The 15,495-nt window shown below is 65.8% G+C and carries 17 protein-coding genes; all 17 read right to left on the reverse strand.

Annotated elements, in window-relative coordinates; genetic code table 11:
- Position 1: 1 nt before the first annotated feature.
- Positions 2 to 688, reverse strand: a complete 687-nt coding sequence (gene rnc / locus AC1DMS_RS11325) for a ribonuclease III (protein WP_012746547.1) — start codon at positions 686 to 688, stop codon at positions 2 to 4.
- Between the two features lie 17 nt (positions 689 to 705).
- Positions 706 to 1,074 carry a DUF4845 domain-containing protein gene (locus AC1DMS_RS11330; RefSeq protein WP_478181008.1) on the reverse strand — a complete coding sequence of 123 codons (369 nt, stop codon included), beginning with the start codon at positions 1,072 to 1,074 and terminating at the stop codon, positions 706 to 708.
- A gap of 31 nt (positions 1,075 to 1,105) precedes the next feature.
- Positions 1,106 to 2,071, reverse strand: coding sequence for a signal peptidase I (gene lepB, locus AC1DMS_RS11335; protein ID WP_436287355.1), 966 nt, complete (start codon positions 2,069 to 2,071; stop codon positions 1,106 to 1,108).
- A gap of 8 nt (positions 2,072 to 2,079) precedes the next feature.
- Positions 2,080 to 3,891, reverse strand: coding sequence for a translation elongation factor 4 (gene lepA, locus AC1DMS_RS11340; RefSeq protein ID WP_012746544.1), 1,812 nt, complete (start codon positions 3,889 to 3,891; stop codon positions 2,080 to 2,082).
- 522 nt (positions 3,892 to 4,413) lie between these two features.
- Positions 4,414 to 5,904, reverse strand: a complete 1,491-nt coding sequence (locus AC1DMS_RS11345; protein ID WP_012746543.1) for a DegQ family serine endoprotease — start codon at positions 5,902 to 5,904, stop codon at positions 4,414 to 4,416.
- A gap of 99 nt (positions 5,905 to 6,003) precedes the next feature.
- Entirely contained in the window at positions 6,004 to 7,074 is a 1,071-nt protein-coding gene (locus AC1DMS_RS11350) for a MucB/RseB C-terminal domain-containing protein (RefSeq protein WP_012746542.1), read from the reverse strand.
- Positions 7,075 to 7,094: 20 nt separating this feature from the next.
- Positions 7,095 to 7,763 (reverse strand): sigma-E factor negative regulatory protein, encoded by a 669-nt coding sequence (locus AC1DMS_RS11355; RefSeq protein ID WP_062362774.1) that lies wholly within the window; start codon positions 7,761 to 7,763, stop codon positions 7,095 to 7,097.
- Positions 7,764 to 7,780: 17 nt separating this feature from the next.
- Positions 7,781 to 8,455: an RNA polymerase sigma factor RpoE gene (rpoE, locus tag AC1DMS_RS11360; RefSeq protein WP_012746540.1), complete on the reverse strand. Its 675-nt coding sequence runs from the start codon at positions 8,453 to 8,455 to the stop codon at positions 7,781 to 7,783.
- A gap of 9 nt (positions 8,456 to 8,464) precedes the next feature.
- Positions 8,465 to 8,947 carry a hypothetical protein gene (locus AC1DMS_RS11365; protein ID WP_012746539.1) on the reverse strand — a complete coding sequence of 161 codons (483 nt, stop codon included), beginning with the start codon at positions 8,945 to 8,947 and terminating at the stop codon, positions 8,465 to 8,467.
- Between the two features lie 13 nt (positions 8,948 to 8,960).
- A complete protein-coding gene (fabF, locus tag AC1DMS_RS11370; RefSeq protein WP_012746538.1) occupies positions 8,961 to 10,205 on the reverse strand; it encodes a beta-ketoacyl-ACP synthase II in 1,245 nt (414 codons plus the stop codon).
- A gap of 95 nt (positions 10,206 to 10,300) precedes the next feature.
- A complete protein-coding gene (acpP, locus tag AC1DMS_RS11375; RefSeq protein ID WP_007830471.1) occupies positions 10,301 to 10,540 on the reverse strand; it encodes an acyl carrier protein in 240 nt (79 codons plus the stop codon).
- Positions 10,541 to 10,638: 98 nt separating this feature from the next.
- Entirely contained in the window at positions 10,639 to 11,382 is a 744-nt protein-coding gene (fabG, locus tag AC1DMS_RS11380) for a 3-oxoacyl-ACP reductase FabG (protein WP_012746537.1), read from the reverse strand.
- Between the two features lie 26 nt (positions 11,383 to 11,408).
- Entirely contained in the window at positions 11,409 to 12,362 is a 954-nt protein-coding gene (gene fabD, locus AC1DMS_RS11385) for an ACP S-malonyltransferase (protein WP_027729509.1), read from the reverse strand.
- Positions 12,363 to 12,414: 52 nt separating this feature from the next.
- The gene (locus AC1DMS_RS11390; RefSeq protein ID WP_012746535.1) at positions 12,415 to 13,392 is read right to left on the reverse strand and encodes a beta-ketoacyl-ACP synthase III; all 978 of its coding nucleotides are present in this window, start codon (positions 13,390 to 13,392) and stop codon (positions 12,415 to 12,417) included.
- Positions 13,392 to 14,489 (reverse strand): phosphate acyltransferase PlsX, encoded by a 1,098-nt coding sequence (gene plsX / locus AC1DMS_RS11395; protein ID WP_080515724.1) that lies wholly within the window; start codon positions 14,487 to 14,489, stop codon positions 13,392 to 13,394. The genes AC1DMS_RS11390 and plsX overlap by 1 nt, the downstream gene beginning before the upstream one ends.
- A gap of 61 nt (positions 14,490 to 14,550) precedes the next feature.
- Positions 14,551 to 14,733, reverse strand: coding sequence for a 50S ribosomal protein L32 (gene rpmF / locus AC1DMS_RS11400; protein ID WP_007830466.1), 183 nt, complete (start codon positions 14,731 to 14,733; stop codon positions 14,551 to 14,553).
- Positions 14,734 to 14,879: 146 nt separating this feature from the next.
- Entirely contained in the window at positions 14,880 to 15,437 is a 558-nt protein-coding gene (locus AC1DMS_RS11405) for a YceD family protein (RefSeq protein WP_027729511.1), read from the reverse strand.
- Between the last annotated feature and the right edge of the window lie 58 nt (positions 15,438 to 15,495).

Consider the following 15,495-nt stretch of genomic DNA (forward strand, 5'->3'; position numbering starts at 1 on the left):
TTCACGCGGCCCCGCGTGCCTTGAGCCGGATCAACATGGCCGCCGCGGCAGCCTGCTCGCCGGCGCGCCGCGAACCACCGATGCCGCGTTCGCGCAGGCCCAGCTCCGGCACCTCGCACTCGACATCGAAGGTCTGCTTGTGCGCTGCGCCGAGCGTGGCCGCCACGCGGTACACCGGCAGCTTCATTTTGTGACCCTGCAGCCATTCCTGCAATTCGGTCTTCGGATCCTTGGCCACCGCGTCCATGCGCGGATTGATCTCGACCGACTCGTAGAGCCGCCGCACCAGCGCCTCGGCGGCCGAAAAGCCGGCATCGAGGTAGACCGCGCCGATCAGCGCCTCGAGCGCGTCGGCCAGGATCGAGGGCCGGTTGGGCCCGCCGGAGCGCGCCTCGCCCTCGCCGAGCCGCAGCAGCGGCGACAGCTGCAGTTCCAGCGCCAGGCGGTGCAGGGTGTCCTGCTTGACCAGGTTGGCCCGCACGCGCGACAGGTCGCCCTCGGGCAGGGCAGAGAGGCGGGTGTAGAGCAGGTGCGAGACCGCGAGATTGAGCACCGAGTCGCCGAGAAATTCGAGGCGCTCGTTGTGGTCGGCCGAAAAACTGCGGTGCGTGAGCGCGAGCTGGAGCAGCCGCGTGTCGGAGAACGAATGCTTGAGGCGCTCCTGCAGCGCCGTGAGGCCGCCGTCCACCTTGCGTGTCGCCGCGTTCAGCGGGTCTGGCCCTTGTACTTGAGCACCAGGAAGGCCGGCCCGAACAAGGGAATCTCGCGCTCGTAGGCATACGAGACGACCACCTTGTCGCCGACCTTCTTGATGTCGAGGTCCTTGCCCGAGACCGACTGGAAGTCGTCGATGGCCTGGGCCCTGTCGAAGATCGCGCGCACTTCGGGCACGGTGGTGCCTTCCTTGGCCTTGTTGGCGGCCTTGTCGATGGCCTGCCATTCGATCAGCGTCGGGATGACCTGCGCGACGACGACGCCGACGCAACCCAGCACCACGGCGACGAACACCAGACCGATGAACGAGATGCCGCGCTGTTGCGCGGCCCTGCTGCGGATGGACCGATTTGTTCTCATGCCCTCTTACCCCTCGAACAATGCTGACTGCTTATTGGAATGGACCGATGCGACCCAGGTCGCCGAAGTTCATCCAGACGAAGAACGCCCTGCCCACGATGTTCTTGTCCGGAACGAAGCCCCAGAAACGCGAGTCCGCCGAATTATCGCGGTTGTCGCCCATCATGAAGTAGTTGCCGGCCGGCACCTTGCAGACCACGCCTTCGACGGAGTAGCGGCAGTTCTCGCGGTACGGGAAGTCGCTGGCACCCTGCACGAAAGCCGGACCGGCATCGTCGTTGAGCAGCCTGTGCTGCTTGCCGCCGAGGTCTTCGTTGAACTGCCGGAGCAGGCGCATCGACTCGCTGTCGAGGTAGTCGGGCATCGGGGTCTTGGAGACCGGCTGGCCGTTGATGGTGAGCTTCTTGTTCAGGTAGGCCACTTCGTCGCCCGGGATGCCGACCACGCGCTTGATGTAGTCCATGCTCGGCTTGGGCGGATAGCGGAACACCACCACGTCGCCGCGCGCCAGCGGCGTGCCGTCGGTGATCTTGGTGTTGATGACCGGCAGGCGCAGGCCGTAGGTGAACTTGTTCACCAGGATCAGGTCGCCCGTGAGCAGCGTCGGCATCATCGAACCCGACGGAATCTTGAAGGGCTCGTACAGGAACGAGCGCAGCAGGAACACCACCAGGATCACCGGGAACAGCCCCGCGGTCCAGTCGAGCCACCACGGCTGCATCAGCAGGCGCTCGCTGGCCTTGGCGTCGACGGTGTCGACCTGCGTGATGCCCTGGCCGGCCAGGCGCGTGTTGCGCTCGCTCAGCGAGGCCTCGAGCGCCGCGGCGGCGCGCTCGCGCCGGGGCAGGAAGTAGAAGCGCTCGGCCAGCCAGTACAGGCCGGTGACCACCGTCGCCAGGAACAGCAGGAGCGCGAAATTGCCCTCGATGGCACCAAAGTACCAGGCACCGACATAGCCGGCAAAGGCCGCGAGGACCAGGGAAGTGATGAATGCCATTTTTGAGATCAGTCTTCGACTTGCAGAATCGCGAGGAAGGCCTCTTGCGGGACCTCGACGGAGCCGATCTGCTTCATTCTTTTCTTACCCGCCTTCTGCTTCTCGAGCAGCTTCTTCTTGCGGGTGATGTCGCCGCCGTAGCACTTGGCAAGAACGTTCTTGCGCAGCGCCTTGATTGTCTCACGCGCAATGATGTTGACCCCGATGGCGGCCTGGATCGCCACGTCGAACATCTGGCGCGAAATGATCTCGCGCATCTTCGAGACCACCGCCCGGCCGCGGTACTGCGACTGGCTGCGGTGCACGATGATCGACAGCGCATCGACCTTCTCGCCGTTCAGCAGGATGTCGACCTTGACCACGTCGGACGCGCGATATTCCTTGAACTCGTAGTCCATCGAGGCATAGCCGCGGCTCACCGACTTGAGCTTGTCGAAGAAGTCGAGCACGATTTCGCCGAGCGGCATCTCGTAGGTCAGCATGACCTGGCGGCCGTGGTAGGCCATGTTCATCTGCACGCCGCGCTTCTGGTTGGCCAGCGTCATCACCGCACCGACGTATTCCTGCGGCATGTAGAGGTGCACGGTGACGATCGGCTCGCGGATCTCGCTCATCTTGCCGACGTCGGGCATCTTGGACGGGTTCTCGACCATGATGACTTCGCCGTCGTTGCGCACCACCTGGTAGACCACGCTCGGCGCGGTCGTGATCAGGTCCTGGTCGAACTCGCGCTCCAGCCGCTCCTGCACGATCTCCATGTGCAGCAGGCCCAGAAAGCCGCAGCGGAAGCCGAAGCCCAGCGCCTGGCTCACCTCGGGCTCGTAGCGCAGCGACGAATCGTTGAGCTTGAGCTTTTCGAGCGCGTCGCGCAGCGAGTCGTACTCGCTGGCCTCGGTCGGATAGAGGCCGGCAAACACCTGCGGCTGGATTTCCTTGAAGCCCGGCAGCGCCTCGGTGGCGGTGGCGGCCGCGCCGCCCGTGCCCGGCTTGATCAGCGTCACGGTGTCGCCGACCTTGGCGGCCTGCAGCTCCTTGATGCCCGCGATGATGTAGCCCACCTCGCCGGCCTCGAGCGATGCGCGCGGTTCGTTGGCCGGCGTGAAGACGCCGATGTTGTCGGCGTTGTACATGGCGCCGGACGCCATCATCTTGATGCGCTCGCCCTTCACCAGGCGGCCGTCCACCACGCGCACCAGCATGACCACGCCCACGTAGGGATCGAACCAGCTGTCGACGATCATCGCGCGCAGCGGGCCGTCGGGATTGCCGCGCGGCGCGGGCATCTTGTGCACGATGGCTTCGAGGATCTCGTCGATGCCCAGGCCCGTCTTGGCGGAACACGGAATCGCATCGGTCGCGTCGATGCCGATCACGTCCTCGATTTCGCTGCGCGCGTTGTCCGGGTCCGCGTTGGGCAGATCCATCTTGTTGAGCACCGGCACCACCTCGACGCCGAGGTCGAGCGCGGTGTAGCAGTTGGCCACGGTCTGCGCTTCGACGCCCTGCGATGCATCGACGACGAGCAGCGCGCCTTCGCACGCCGACAGCGAACGGCTCACTTCATAAGAGAAGTCGACGTGGCCCGGCGTGTCGATCAGATTGAGGTTGTAGACCTGCCCATCGAGTGCCTTGTAGTGCAGCGCGGCGGTCTGCGCCTTGATGGTTATCCCACGCTCTTTTTCGATGTCCATCGAGTCGAGCACCTGCGCTTCCATCTCGCGTTCCGCGAGGCCGCCGCAACGCTGGATCAAACGGTCCGCGAGCGTCGACTTGCCGTGGTCGATGTGCGCAATGATCGAAAAATTTCTGATGTGATTCATCAACGGGAACGCTTAAGTACTTGAATTGGCTCGTGCGCAGAGTGCGACAGGCAAGAAAAAAGGGCGCGTCTTCTGGAGACGCGCCCTGAACCAACAAGCAATGGCAACTGCAGTAGTTGGAACTTCATTGTAGGCAAAAAGGGAGGCACGTACATCCGGGGACAGGGTCAAAACGGGTCGTTGCAGGTCCACAACATCAAAGATATAAACAACTTATCCACAAGATCGGTGGAGCACTCCATGAACAACTTGTGGGCGATCTGTGGAGCGCCGGTGGACTGCTGTCTGAGATCTCGCATGGTGGAGGAAAGCTCTCCCCTTATGCGCGGACCCGCTGCCCAATGGCTTCTATTCTACCGAAAATCGTCCTAAGCCTCTTAGAAAGTTAGTGGACGCAAACAAATCTGGGCCGCTTTTGGCCCGGAAATTTTTTTGAAACCGGGCGCTCCAGCGTCGCAAACACCTCAAAAAATAGGCCCCAAACCCGAGTGACGGGTGGGGCCACTTGACGGAAAGGCCGGATCAGCGTGCGGGGCGGATCAGGGCGTACTGGGCCCACTCGCCGCGACGGAACAGCACGCTCAGGGGCTTGCCCTTGTCGGCCTTGGCGACCGCGGTCTCGAACTCCTTGACGCTCGAGACCTCGATGTTGCCCACGGCCAGGATCACGTCCCCTTCGCGCAGCCCGGCCCGCGCAGCCCCATCGCTTGCCGCCTCGATGCGCACGCCGCCGCGCATCTTGAGCTCCTTCTTCTGCGCGTCGGTCAGATCGCTCACCACGAGGCCGAGTGCCTTGCCGGCCGCCGACGGCTTGGCCTGCGGCTCCTCGCGCTCGGGCTGGCGCTTGCTGGACGGCTTGGCTTCCGGATCGCCCTCGGCCACGGTGACCGAGAGCTCGCGCGTGCTGCCGTTGCGGAACACCGTCAGCGTGTTCCTGGCGCCGGGCTTGGTGCTGGCCACCGAGCGCGACAGGTCGCTGGGGGTTTCGATGAGCTTGTCGCCGTACTTGGTGATGATGTCGCCCTCGCGCACGCCGGCCTTGTCGGCCGCCGAACCCGGCACCACGCTGCTCACGAGCGCACCGCGCGCCTTGCCCAGGCCGATGGATTCGGCCACGTCCTTGGAGACCGAGCCGATGGTCACGCCGATCAGCCCGCGCGAAACGCGGCCGGTGGCGCGCAGCTGGTCGCTGACGCGGATCGCCTCGTCGATCGGGATCGAGAACGAGATGCCCATGTAGCCGCCCGAGCGCGAATAGATCTGGCTGTTGATGCCCACCACTTCGCCGCGCAGGTTGATCAGCGGGCCGCCCGAGTTGCCGGGGTTGATGGCCACGTCGGTCTGGATCAGGGGCACGAGGTCGCCGGTGTCGCGCTGCTTCGCGCTCACGATGCCGGCGGTCACGGTGTTCTCCAGGCCGAAGGGCGAACCGATGGCCATGACCCATTCGCCGACGCGCAGCTTCGAGATGTCGCCGATCTTCACCACCGGCAGGCTGGTCGCCTCGATCTTGACCACGGCAACGTCGCTGCGCTTGTCGGCACCGATCAGCTTGGCCTTGAATTCGCGCTTGTCGGTCAGCGTGACGAGGATTTCGGAGGCATCCTCGATCACGTGGGCATTGGTCATGACGTAGCCGTCGGCCGACAGGATGAAGCCCGAGCCCACGCCGCGCGGACGCTCTTCCTCCTGCGGCTGCTGCGGCCGGTTCGGGCGCGGGCCCGGACGCGGGTTGCCCGGCAGCGGCTGCCCGAAGAAGCGGCGGAAGAACTCCTGCATCTCCTCGTCCATTTCGCCGCTGCCGCCGCCCGAAGTCACTTTCTCGACCGTGCGGATACCGACCACCGCCGGCCCCACCTGCTCCACCAGATCGGCGAAATCGGGCAGTCCGCGCGCCTGCGGCGTCTGCGCCATGGCCGGCGCGGCCGGCACGAACGCCACGGCAGCCGAGCAGGCCATGCCGAATGCGAAGAGATAGGAACGAAGCTTGTGTCCCTCGACTTTGAACATCATCGGTTTTCTTTCAAAAGAACAGAGCGGCCAAAAGAAGAAGAGCTATGAGTCGGTGATATCGACTTGGTTCAGCGCCATCCGCAGCGCAAGCGCAGCGGGTCAGCGCGTGCGCGCCAGGCTTTGAGCGAACGCATTGAGCGTCTGCTGCGGCACCTCGCCCACCGCGGTCAGCCACCAGTCGCTCGCCGGCTCGGGCAATCGCCGGCGAATCGCGTTGGTGGCCCCGATCGTCAGCACGCCGTCGCGCGGCGCACGCTTTTCATCGTAACGCTCGATGAAAAGCGACACCGAGGCCAGGCCATCGGAGAATGTCCACTGGACGGTGCGGTCCTGCCCCGCCTTGCTGTCGCTGCCGGCCGGACGCCGGTAGAAGCTGCGCGGCTTGAAGCCGGCCACCGGGGCCTTGAGCACCCAGCCTTCGTCCTGCGCGCTGGTGCGTTCGAGCTCCAGCTTTTCGACGCGGTAGCCGCTGGTGTTGCTCATCATCTGCGCGAGCGCCTGCGCCTTGATCGGTGCGTCGAGCTGCAATTCGGAAAACGCCGATTGCTCCACCACGCGGGATTCGGCGTCCACGGTCTGCAGCTTGACCACGAGGCCGGAGCGGCGTTCGCTCCAGATGCGGTAGCCGAAGCGCAGTCCGTCGTGCGGCACCAGCTGCACCACGTCGGCATCGAAGCCCGCCACGCGGTCCTTGCCGACGGCGCGAACGTCGTAGAAATCGCCGATCGACGAATCGGGCTTGTCGGGCAGATTGGGGAACAGGTCGAGGTTCTCGCGCTTCTCGACCTTCACGACCTTCGCCTCGGGCAGGAAGGTCATCACATGGTGGTTGCGCCTGAACGTGGAGCGCGGCGGCCCCGACAGCGCCTCGATGCGCTCGATCTGCAGGTCGCCGTCGCGCACATGCCAGATGCGCGCGCTCGACAGGTCGCCGCCCGCGGCCGACACCACGAAGGTGCCGATGTAATTGCGCTGCCGCGCCCCGGTGTGCATGCGCTGCAGCCATTCGACGACGCTCATCGGGGGCGGCGCATCGCCCGCCTGGGCCGAGGCCGTCCCCTTGGCGTTCGCCAGTCCGGGCCGGGTCTGCGCGGCCGCGATCTGCGCAAAACAAAAAGCAGCGAACACCAGCGCGAACGCGCGTGCGGAGATCGGCATCTGAACGGTCATTGGAGAGAGACGGGCGCGGCTCAGCGCGCAGGGCCTTCGAAGGTCGCGTTGCGCAGGAAGCCCGAAGGCATTTGCGATGCGCCGCCAGCTTGCTGGTGCGCTTCGAGCAATTGGTCGAGCCGCGGATCGCGCAGCATGACCTGCGGGCTGCCGTTTCCGACCATCACGCGGGTTGGCGTGAGCGCGGCGGTGGGCGGAAGCTGGCTGTTGGCGGCCGCGGCGGCCAGCACGGAATTGGCGGCCGGCTGCGGCTGCGCTGCTGCGATCTGGGCACCCGGCGAAGGCACGCCGATGCCGTTCCCGACCAGGGTCCAGCTGATCGCGGCAACCGCCACCAGCGACGCCGCGCCGGCCACCAGCTTCCAGCGGAACACCGGCTCATTGGCTGCCTCGGCCCTGCGGCGCGCCGTCAGCACCGCGGGTTCAGCGGCCGGCACCCGTGCCGGCGCCGCAATGGCGGGCTCCGCGGCCAGGCGCTGCTGGAAGCGGGCCAGGAATGCGTTGCTGTCGCTGCAGGGCGAATGGGCACCCGAGCGCAGGATGTCGCCCACCAGGTGATAGGCGCGCCAGGCACCGCGCGCGTCTTCTTCCGCGCAGACGGCGTCGATGGCCCGCGCGAACTCCTCGCCATGCAAATGACCGTCCGCCAATGCGGACACCTGTTCACGAACCGTCATCGTCTGATTCATTTCATTCACCTGCTTACCTACCAACGCTTGCCGGACTGGTTGTCCAGCAGCGGTTTGACCCTGGCCGAAATGGCCTCACGCGCCCGGAAAATACGCGAGCGCACCGTGCCGATAGGGCAATCCATGACCTCGGCGATCTCTTCGTAACTCATGCCCTCGATCTCCCGCAGGGTGACCGCCTGGCGCAATTCGGGCGGCAATGCTTCCATGGCCGCCTCGACGACCTGGGCGATCTCGTTTGCTGCCAGGACTGATTCGGGGGTTTCGTCGCTGATTGGTTCGTTTCCGGGGCGGTAAGTTTCATCGTCCTCGTCAGAAGACGGCCGCAGGGCGCTTTCGGAGATGGTCGGGTCGCGCTTCATGTCGACCAGCGCCTTCTTGGCGGTGTTGACCGCAATCCGGTAGAGCCAGGTGTAGAACTGGGCGTCGCCGCGGAACTGGTGCAGCGCGCGGTAGGCCCGGATGAAGGTTTCCTGGGCGATGTCCTCGACCAGGTCGACGTCGCGCACCATGCGCCCGATCAGGCGCTCGATCCGGCGCTGGTACTTGATGACCAGCAGTTCGAAGGCCTTCTGGTCGCCCGCGACCGTGCGCTGGACCAGCTGAAGGTCGACCTCGCCCGGGCGCGGCGCCTCGGCGGACCCATCGGGCAAGCCGGAGTCCGGTGGCACTGGCGGGGGAGAAGTTGTCATCGGGGAGATTCAGGGCGCATCGGCAGGCGCGGTTGCTCGCCACGGCTCGCCCGCAGGCGAGGCGGACGGGGCGCGCGAATATACCGCACGGCGTACATCGCGCCAGCGCTCGGGCATGGCGCGCTGTTCGATCCATATCCATCGCCCGGCGCGGCCCGGCTGGGTCAGGCGGACCAGCAGCAGCGATTGCAGGTCGAGCGCCACGGCGGCGCGCGCCGCATGAACGGCCCGGCCATGATCGGCGCCCGTCAGGCTCCAGCACAGGCCGTCGAAGTGCAGCACCGCGGCACCGTCGCTTCGCAGCCCGAGTCCGGCTGCAACGCCGGAAAACAGCACGCTCAGGACCAGCAGCAGCTGGCGCCAGCCAACGCTATCGATCAAAAAGCACGAGAGACCTGCGCAGCAGGCGCCCAGGGCCCAGGTGGCAATCAGGATCCGGGTCGCACCGCGCGAGCGCCCCACCGGATAGGTCACCGAGGGTGCGCTGTACATGGAAGAGCAAGATTCAAACGCGCTTGAACACCAGCGTGCCGTTGGTGCCGCCGAAGCCGAAGTTGTTCTTGACCGCGACATCGATCTTCAGATCGCGCGCCTGATTGGCGCAATAGTCGAGGTCGCACTCCGGGTCCTGGTTGAAGATGTTGATGGTCGGCGGGCTCTTCTGGTGATGCAGCGCGAGCACCGTGAACACCGATTCGATGCCGCCGGCGCCGCCCAGCAGGTGGCCGGTCATCGACTTGGTCGAGTTGACGACGAGCTTCTTCGCGTGATCGCCGAAAGCCAGCTTGACCGCATTGGTCTCGTTGACGTCGCCGATCTGCGTGGAGGTGCCGTGCGCATTCAGGTACTGGACCTCGTCGGGGTTGACGCCCGCATTGGCCAACGCCATGGCCATCGAACGGCGCGGGCCGTCGACGTCGGGCGCGGTCATGTGGTACGCGTCGCCGGTCATGCCAAAGCCCGAGACTTCCGCATAGATCTTGGCGCCGCGCGCCTTGGCGTGTTCGTACTCTTCGAGCACCAGCACGCCGGAGCCCTCGCCCAGCACGAAGCCGTCGCGGTCCTTGTCCCACGGACGCGAGGCCGTGGCGGGATCGTCGTTGCGGGTGCTCAGCGCGCGGGGCGCGGTGAAGCCGCCGATGCCGAGCGGAGAAATGGTCGACTCGGCGCCGCCCGCGATCATGACGTCGGCGTCGCCGTATTCGATCATGCGCGCCGACGTGCCGATGGCGTGCAGGCCCGTGGTGCAGGCGGTCACGACGGCGATGTTCGGGCCCTTGAAGCCGTACTTGATCGAGACGTGGCCCGAGATCATGTTGATGATGGAAGCCGGCACGAAGAACGGCGAGATGCGGCGTGGGCCGCGACTCGCGTATTCGCCGTGCGTCTCTTCGATCATCGGCAGGCCGCCGATGCCCGAGCCGATGTTGCAGCCGATGCGCACGGCTTCTTCATAGGACAGCGCTTCGCCGGTCGGCAATCCGCTGTCCTGCACCGCCTGGATGGCGGCGGCAAGCCCCAGATGAATGAAGCGGTCCATGTGGCGCGCTTCCTTCTCCGAGATGTATTGGGTGATGTCGAAACCCTTGACCTCACCGGCGAACTTGCAGGCGAAGGCGCTTGCATCGAACGCGGTGATGTTCGCAATGCCCGACTTCCCGGCCAGCAGATTGGCCCAGGATTCGGCTGCGGTGTTTCCGACAGGAGCGATGCAACCGAGTCCGGTCACGACGACGCGGCGTTTGGTCATGCCGGCAAACCTTTCTGGAAGCGCTGAACAGCTGCCGAGCGGCGCGGGCGGTTGAAAAAAGGCCGCCGGCCGTCGTTGCAGTGTCAGCTGGCCGATCAGGCCTTTTGATTCTTGGTGGCGTAGTCGACGGCGTTTTGCACCGTGGTGATCTTCTCGGCGTCTTCGTCGGGAATTTCGATGCCGAATTCGTCTTCGAGTGCCATCACCAGTTCGACCGTGTCGAGCGAGTCTGCACCGAGGTCGGCCACGAAGGCCTTCTCGTTGGTTACTTGGGACTCTTCCACGCCGAGCTGCTCGGCGATGATTTTCTTGACACGTGCTTCGATATCGCTCATTTGGTTCCCTCTGAGGGTTGTAGGTAACAGTGGATTTTAGCCGGGCGCATTGTGGCATTTGCCGTGCGCCCGGTACGGGAAAAGATTGCGCCTTGCGGCTACATGTGCATGCCGCCGTTGACGTGCAGTTCCTGCCCCGTCACGTAGGACGCCTGGGGCGACGCGAGATAGGCCACGGCATGCGCGATGTCGGCCGGCTTGCCCAGGTGGCCCAGCGGGATCTGCTGCAGCAGCGCCTGCTGCTGTGCCTCGGGCAGGCTGGCCGTCATGTCGGTTTCGATGAAGCCCGGCGCCACGCAGTTGACCGTGATGCTGCGGCTGCCCAGCTCGCGCGCCAGTGCGCGGGTCATGCCCGCCACGCCGGCCTTGGCTGCCGCGTAGTTGGCCTGGCCGGCATTGCCGGACGCCCCCACCACGCTCGTGATGCTGATGATGCGGCCGTAGCGCTGCTTCATCATCGGGCGGATCACCGCGCGAGAGAGGCGGAAGACGGCCTTGAGATTGGTGTCGAGCACCGCGTCCCAGTCGTCGTCCTTCATGCGCATGGCGAGCGTGTCGCGCGTGATGCCGGCGTTGTTGACCAGCACGTGGATCGCGCCGTAGGCCTTCACGATCTCGTCGATCAGCGCCTCGACCGCGACGGCGTCGTTCACGTCGAGCGCACGCCCGCGGCCGTCGAAGGCGCTGAGCGCCGAAGTGATCTTGGCCGCGCTGTCCTCGGTGGTGCCGGTGCCGACCACCTTGAGGCCGCGCTGCGCGAGCTCGAGCGCGATGGCCGCGCCGATGCCGCGCGACGCGCCGGTGACCAGGGCGACCTGCCCTTCGAATTTGGGAATGCTCATAAAAGAAGTGTCTGGGCCCGCACCGTTCAGCCGGCGAGCGATTGTCGGGTGTCCGCGAGCGTTGCCGGGTCGTACACCGACGCGGCTTCCAGCTCGGGGGCGATGCGCTTGACCATGCCGGCCAGCACCTTGCCCGGCCCGCACTCGATGATGGAGGCTACGCCGCGCAGTTTCAAGGCCTGCACGCTTTCGACCCAGCGAACCGGGCCGGCGGCCTGGCGCACCAGGGCGTCGCGGATGCGCGCGGGATCGGTCTCGACCGCCACGTCGATGTTGTTCAGCACCGGAATCTGCGGGGGCGCCAATGTGAGGGTGGCGAGCTTTTCGCGCAGCGCCTCGGCGGCCGGCTTCATCAGGCTCGAATGGAATGGCGCCGACACCGGCAGCAGCAGCGCGCGCTTGGCCCCGCCGGCCTTGAGCAGCTCGCAGGCCTTGTCGACGGCTGCCTTGCTGCCGGCGATCACGGTCTGCATCGGATCGTTGAAATTCACAGCCTCGACGATTTCGGCGCTGCCTTCGCCGAAGGACGCCGTGGCTTCCGCGCAGCCCGCCACCACCTTGGCGGCTTCCATGCCCAGCACCGCCGCCATGGCGCCGACGCCGACCGGCACGGCCTGCTGCATGGCCCGGGCGCGAAAACGCACCAGCGGCGCGGCCTGCGCGAGCGTCAGCACGCCGGACGCAACCAGCGCCGAATATTCACCGAGCGAATGTCCCGCCACCACCGACGGGGTGGGCCCGCCTTCGGCCAGCCAGGCGCGCCAGGCGGCCACGCCGGCCACCAGCATCACCGGCTGGGTGTTGGTGGTCAGCGCCAGTTCTTCCTTCGGGCCGTTCTTGATCAGCCCGCCGATGTCTTCGCCCAGCGCCTCGGAGGCTTCGCGCAGGGTTTCGGCCACGGCCGGGTGATCGCCCCACGCATCGAGCATGCCGACGGCCTGGGAGCCCTGGCCCGGGAAGACAAAAGCAAAGGATTTCATTTTTATCAAAAGCGTCGTGTCGCATCGCAGCCCGAAGGGGCATCGCCATGCACTACAGATTCAATAGCACCGCGCCCCAGGTGAAGCCGCCGCCCACGCCTTCCAGCATGACGGTTTCGCCCTTCTTCACCTTGCCGGACCGCACGGCCTCGTCGAGCGCCAGCGGAATCGAGGCGGCCGAGGTGTTGCCATGCTCGTTGACGGTGACGATGAGTTTTTCGCGCGGAAGCTTCAGCTTCTTGGCCGTGCCTTCCATGATGCGGATGTTGGCCTGGTGCGGAATGAGCCAGTCGATGTCGGCCTCGGTCTTGCCCGCCTTTGCGAGCGTGGCACGCGCGGCGTCCTCGAGCACGCGCACCGCGAGCTTGAACACGGCCTGTCCGTCCATGTGCAGCAGCGGCGTGCCCAGCACGTTGCCGCCGGAGACGTGGCCCGGCACGCAAAGGATGCCGACGTGCTTGCCGTCCGCATGCAGGTCGCTCGCCAGGATGCCCGGCTCCTCGCTGGCCTCGAGCACCACGGCGCCGGCGCCGTCGCCGAACAGCACGCAGGTGGTGCGGTCGTTGAAATCGAGGATGCGCGAGAACACTTCGGCGCCGACCACCAGCGCGCAGCGCGCGGTGCCGGTGCGGATCATGGCGTCGGCCACGGTCAGCGCATAGACGAAGCCGCTGCAGACCGCCTGGACGTCGAAGGCCGGGCAGCCGGCCACGCCGAGCTTGTTCTGGAGAATGGCCGCCGACGACGGAAACACCATGTCCGGCGTCGAGGTCGCGACGATGATCAGGTCGATGTCTTCGGCCTTGCGGCCCGCGGCTTCGAGTGCGTGCCTCGCGGCCTCGAGGGCGAGATCGCTGCTCGTGACCTCGGGCGCCGCGAAGTGCCGCGCGTGGATGCCGGTGCGCTCGACGATCCACTGGTCCGAGGTTTCGATGCCGCGCGTTGCCAATTCCTTGGCAAGGTCGTCATTGGTCACCCGGCGCGGCGGCAGGTAGCTGCCGGTGCCGGTGATGCGTGAATAAGAGCTCATCAAACGTGAAGGGCCGTCGCGTCGGCTGGCACCGCGGGCTCCTGCCGCGCGAGCAATGGCGCGGCGTGAGCGATGCGGGCCCGCACGCGATCGAGCAGGTTGTTGCGAGCGGCATCATAAGCGCGATCCAGCGCATGCCCGAAAGCCACTTCGTCAGCCGAGCCATGGCTCTTGAAAACCAGGCCGCGCAGGCCCAGCAGCGCCGCTCCGTTGTAGCGACGGTGATCGAGCCGGTTTTTAAACGCTTTTAAAACCGGATAAGCAACAATTGCCGCGGCCTTCGTGAAAATGCTCCGCGAGAATTCGACGCGAATGAACTCGCCGATCATCGAGGCCACGCCTTCGCTGGCCTTCAGCGCCACGTTTCCAACAAAACCGTCACATACGACGATATCTGTCGTGCCCTTGAAAATATCGTTACCTTCGACGTTGCCGTAGAAGTTCAGATCCTTCGAGTTGGCAGCCGTACGCAGCAGTTGGCTGGCCTTTTTGATTGTTTCGCTGCCCTTGATGGCTTCTTCGCCGATGTTGAGCAGGCCGACCGAAGGCGCCTCGTTGCCCGTGAGCGCCGATACCAGCGCGGAACCGAGCACCGCGAACTGGAGCAGGTCTTCCGCGTCGCAGTCGACGTTGGCACCCAGGTCGAGCACCGTGGTGGCGCCGCCCTTGGCGTTTGGAAGCTGGGGCGCGATGGCGGGGCGGTCGATGCCGTCGAGCGTCTTGAGCAGGTAGCGGGCAATGGCCATGAGGGCGCCCGTGTTGCCGGCCGAGATGGCCGCCTGGGCGGCGCCATCCTTGACCTGCTGGATCGCGATGCGCATCGAAGAATCCTTCTTCTTGCGCAGGGCGATTTCGATCGGGTCGTCCATGCCCACCACTTCGCTGGCCGCGACGATGCGGGCACGCGGATGCGCGGCAAAGCCCGCCAGCGCAGCCGGCGCACCGACCAGCAGCAACGAGGCTTCGCTGTGCCGCTCGAGGAACGCGCGGCAGGCCGCAAGCGTGACGCGCGGCCCATGGTCGCCTCCCATGCAATCCACGGCGAGCGTGATTGCGGAAGGCGCAGCAGTGGATTCGGGGGAAGAAGGCGTAGCCATCAAAACAAAGGCCCGACGCTACGGCAAAAGTAGCTTCGGGCCTCGGCCTTGGGATGCGAGATCAGGCTTCGGACTTGTTCTTGAGCACCTGACGGCCACGGTAGAAACCGTTGGGGCTGATGTGGTGGCGCAGGTGCGTTTCGCCAGTGGTCGGCTCAACGGCAATGCCGGGCACGACCAGCGCATTGTGGGAACGGTGCATGCCGCGCTTGGAAGGCGACTTCTTGTTTTGCTGGACGGCCATGATGGCTCCTGGACTGTTAGGTGAGTGATTGGATGCGCTCTCTTGCGGTGGCAATCCAGGGGCATGCATGGAATGCCCTTGCCTGTCTTGCTGCTCACGGCGGCGCGCGCGAAGCCCATGATTATAGCCCAGGTGCCGAGAAAGGGCTACTTGCCCTCTTCCGGCTTGCGCGAACGCAACGCCCCGAGCACCGCGAAAGGGTTCGGCTTGGCCTCTTCGGCCGCCTGGAAGTCGTCGTCGCTGGACGAGAGCCGCACCGGGACCGGGCAGACCTCGTGCACGGGCATGACGGGAATCTCCATCAGGAGTTCGTCTTCGATCAGGGTGGGCAGGTCGAAGTCCCGGCTCACGACGAGCAGGTCTTCCTCGGATTCCTCGTCCTCGGCTTCTGCCGTCGCCTCGTCGGCGACGAAGCGGAACCAGCGGTCCACCGCCAGCGGCGTCTCCACAGGCGTCAGGCAGCGCTGGCAGGTCAGCGGCACGGTCGCTTCGGCTTCCAGATGCAGCCAGGGCACGGCTTTGCCATCGGCGCCCGGTCGCTCTTCGCCGGTCGCCGTCCAGCGGACCACGGCGTCGGGCGCCGGGGCCGCCAGTTCGGCGGCAAGGCGCACATAGTTGGGCACCGGGTCGGTGGCAGCGAGGGTGGCGGCAGCGGCGGCAAAGCCGGCCACGTCGAGCCGTTGGGGAACAAATTCTCTCTTCATCCACGCCAGTCTAGCGCGCCGGCCGCTTCACCGCCCCAAAGGCATGCCTGAGGGTTTT

Source organism: Variovorax sp. 05T418, assembly GCF_056396385.1.

Bases quoted from the DNA above. Each gene is read 5' to 3' on its own strand.
- AC1DMS_RS11345 (WP_012746543.1), bottom strand. From the start codon at position 5,904: ATGATGTTCAAAGTCGAGGGACACAAGCTTCGTTCCTATCTCTTCGCA.
- AC1DMS_RS11365 (WP_012746539.1), bottom strand. From the start codon at position 8,947: ATGTACAGCGCACCCTCGGTGACCTATCCGGTGGGGCGCTCGCGCGGT.
- rpoE (WP_012746540.1), bottom strand. From the start codon at position 8,455: ATGACAACTTCTCCCCCGCCAGTGCCACCGGACTCCGGCTTGCCCGAT.
- plsX (WP_080515724.1), bottom strand. From the start codon at position 14,489: ATGGCTACGCCTTCTTCCCCCGAATCCACTGCTGCGCCTTCCGCAATC.
- lepA (WP_012746544.1), bottom strand. From the start codon at position 3,891: ATGAATCACATCAGAAATTTTTCGATCATTGCGCACATCGACCACGGC.
- AC1DMS_RS11405 (WP_027729511.1), bottom strand. From the start codon at position 15,437: ATGAAGAGAGAATTTGTTCCCCAACGGCTCGACGTGGCCGGCTTTGCC.
- acpP (WP_007830471.1), bottom strand. From the start codon at position 10,540: ATGAGCGATATCGAAGCACGTGTCAAGAAAATCATCGCCGAGCAGCTC.
- fabF (WP_012746538.1), bottom strand. From the start codon at position 10,205: ATGACCAAACGCCGCGTCGTCGTGACCGGACTCGGTTGCATCGCTCCT.
- fabD (WP_027729509.1), bottom strand. From the start codon at position 12,362: ATGAAATCCTTTGCTTTTGTCTTCCCGGGCCAGGGCTCCCAGGCCGTC.
- fabG (WP_012746537.1), bottom strand. From the start codon at position 11,382: ATGAGCATTCCCAAATTCGAAGGGCAGGTCGCCCTGGTCACCGGCGCG.
- AC1DMS_RS11390 (WP_012746535.1), bottom strand. From the start codon at position 13,392: ATGAGCTCTTATTCACGCATCACCGGCACCGGCAGCTACCTGCCGCCG.
- AC1DMS_RS11355 (WP_062362774.1), bottom strand. From the start codon at position 7,763: ATGAATCAGACGATGACGGTTCGTGAACAGGTGTCCGCATTGGCGGAC.
- lepB (WP_436287355.1), bottom strand. From the start codon at position 2,071: ATGGCATTCATCACTTCCCTGGTCCTCGCGGCCTTTGCCGGCTATGTC.
- rpmF (WP_007830466.1), bottom strand. From the start codon at position 14,733: ATGGCCGTCCAGCAAAACAAGAAGTCGCCTTCCAAGCGCGGCATGCAC.
- AC1DMS_RS11350 (WP_012746542.1), bottom strand. From the start codon at position 7,074: ATGACCGTTCAGATGCCGATCTCCGCACGCGCGTTCGCGCTGGTGTTC.
- AC1DMS_RS11330 (WP_478181008.1), bottom strand. From the start codon at position 1,074: ATGAGAACAAATCGGTCCATCCGCAGCAGGGCCGCGCAACAGCGCGGC.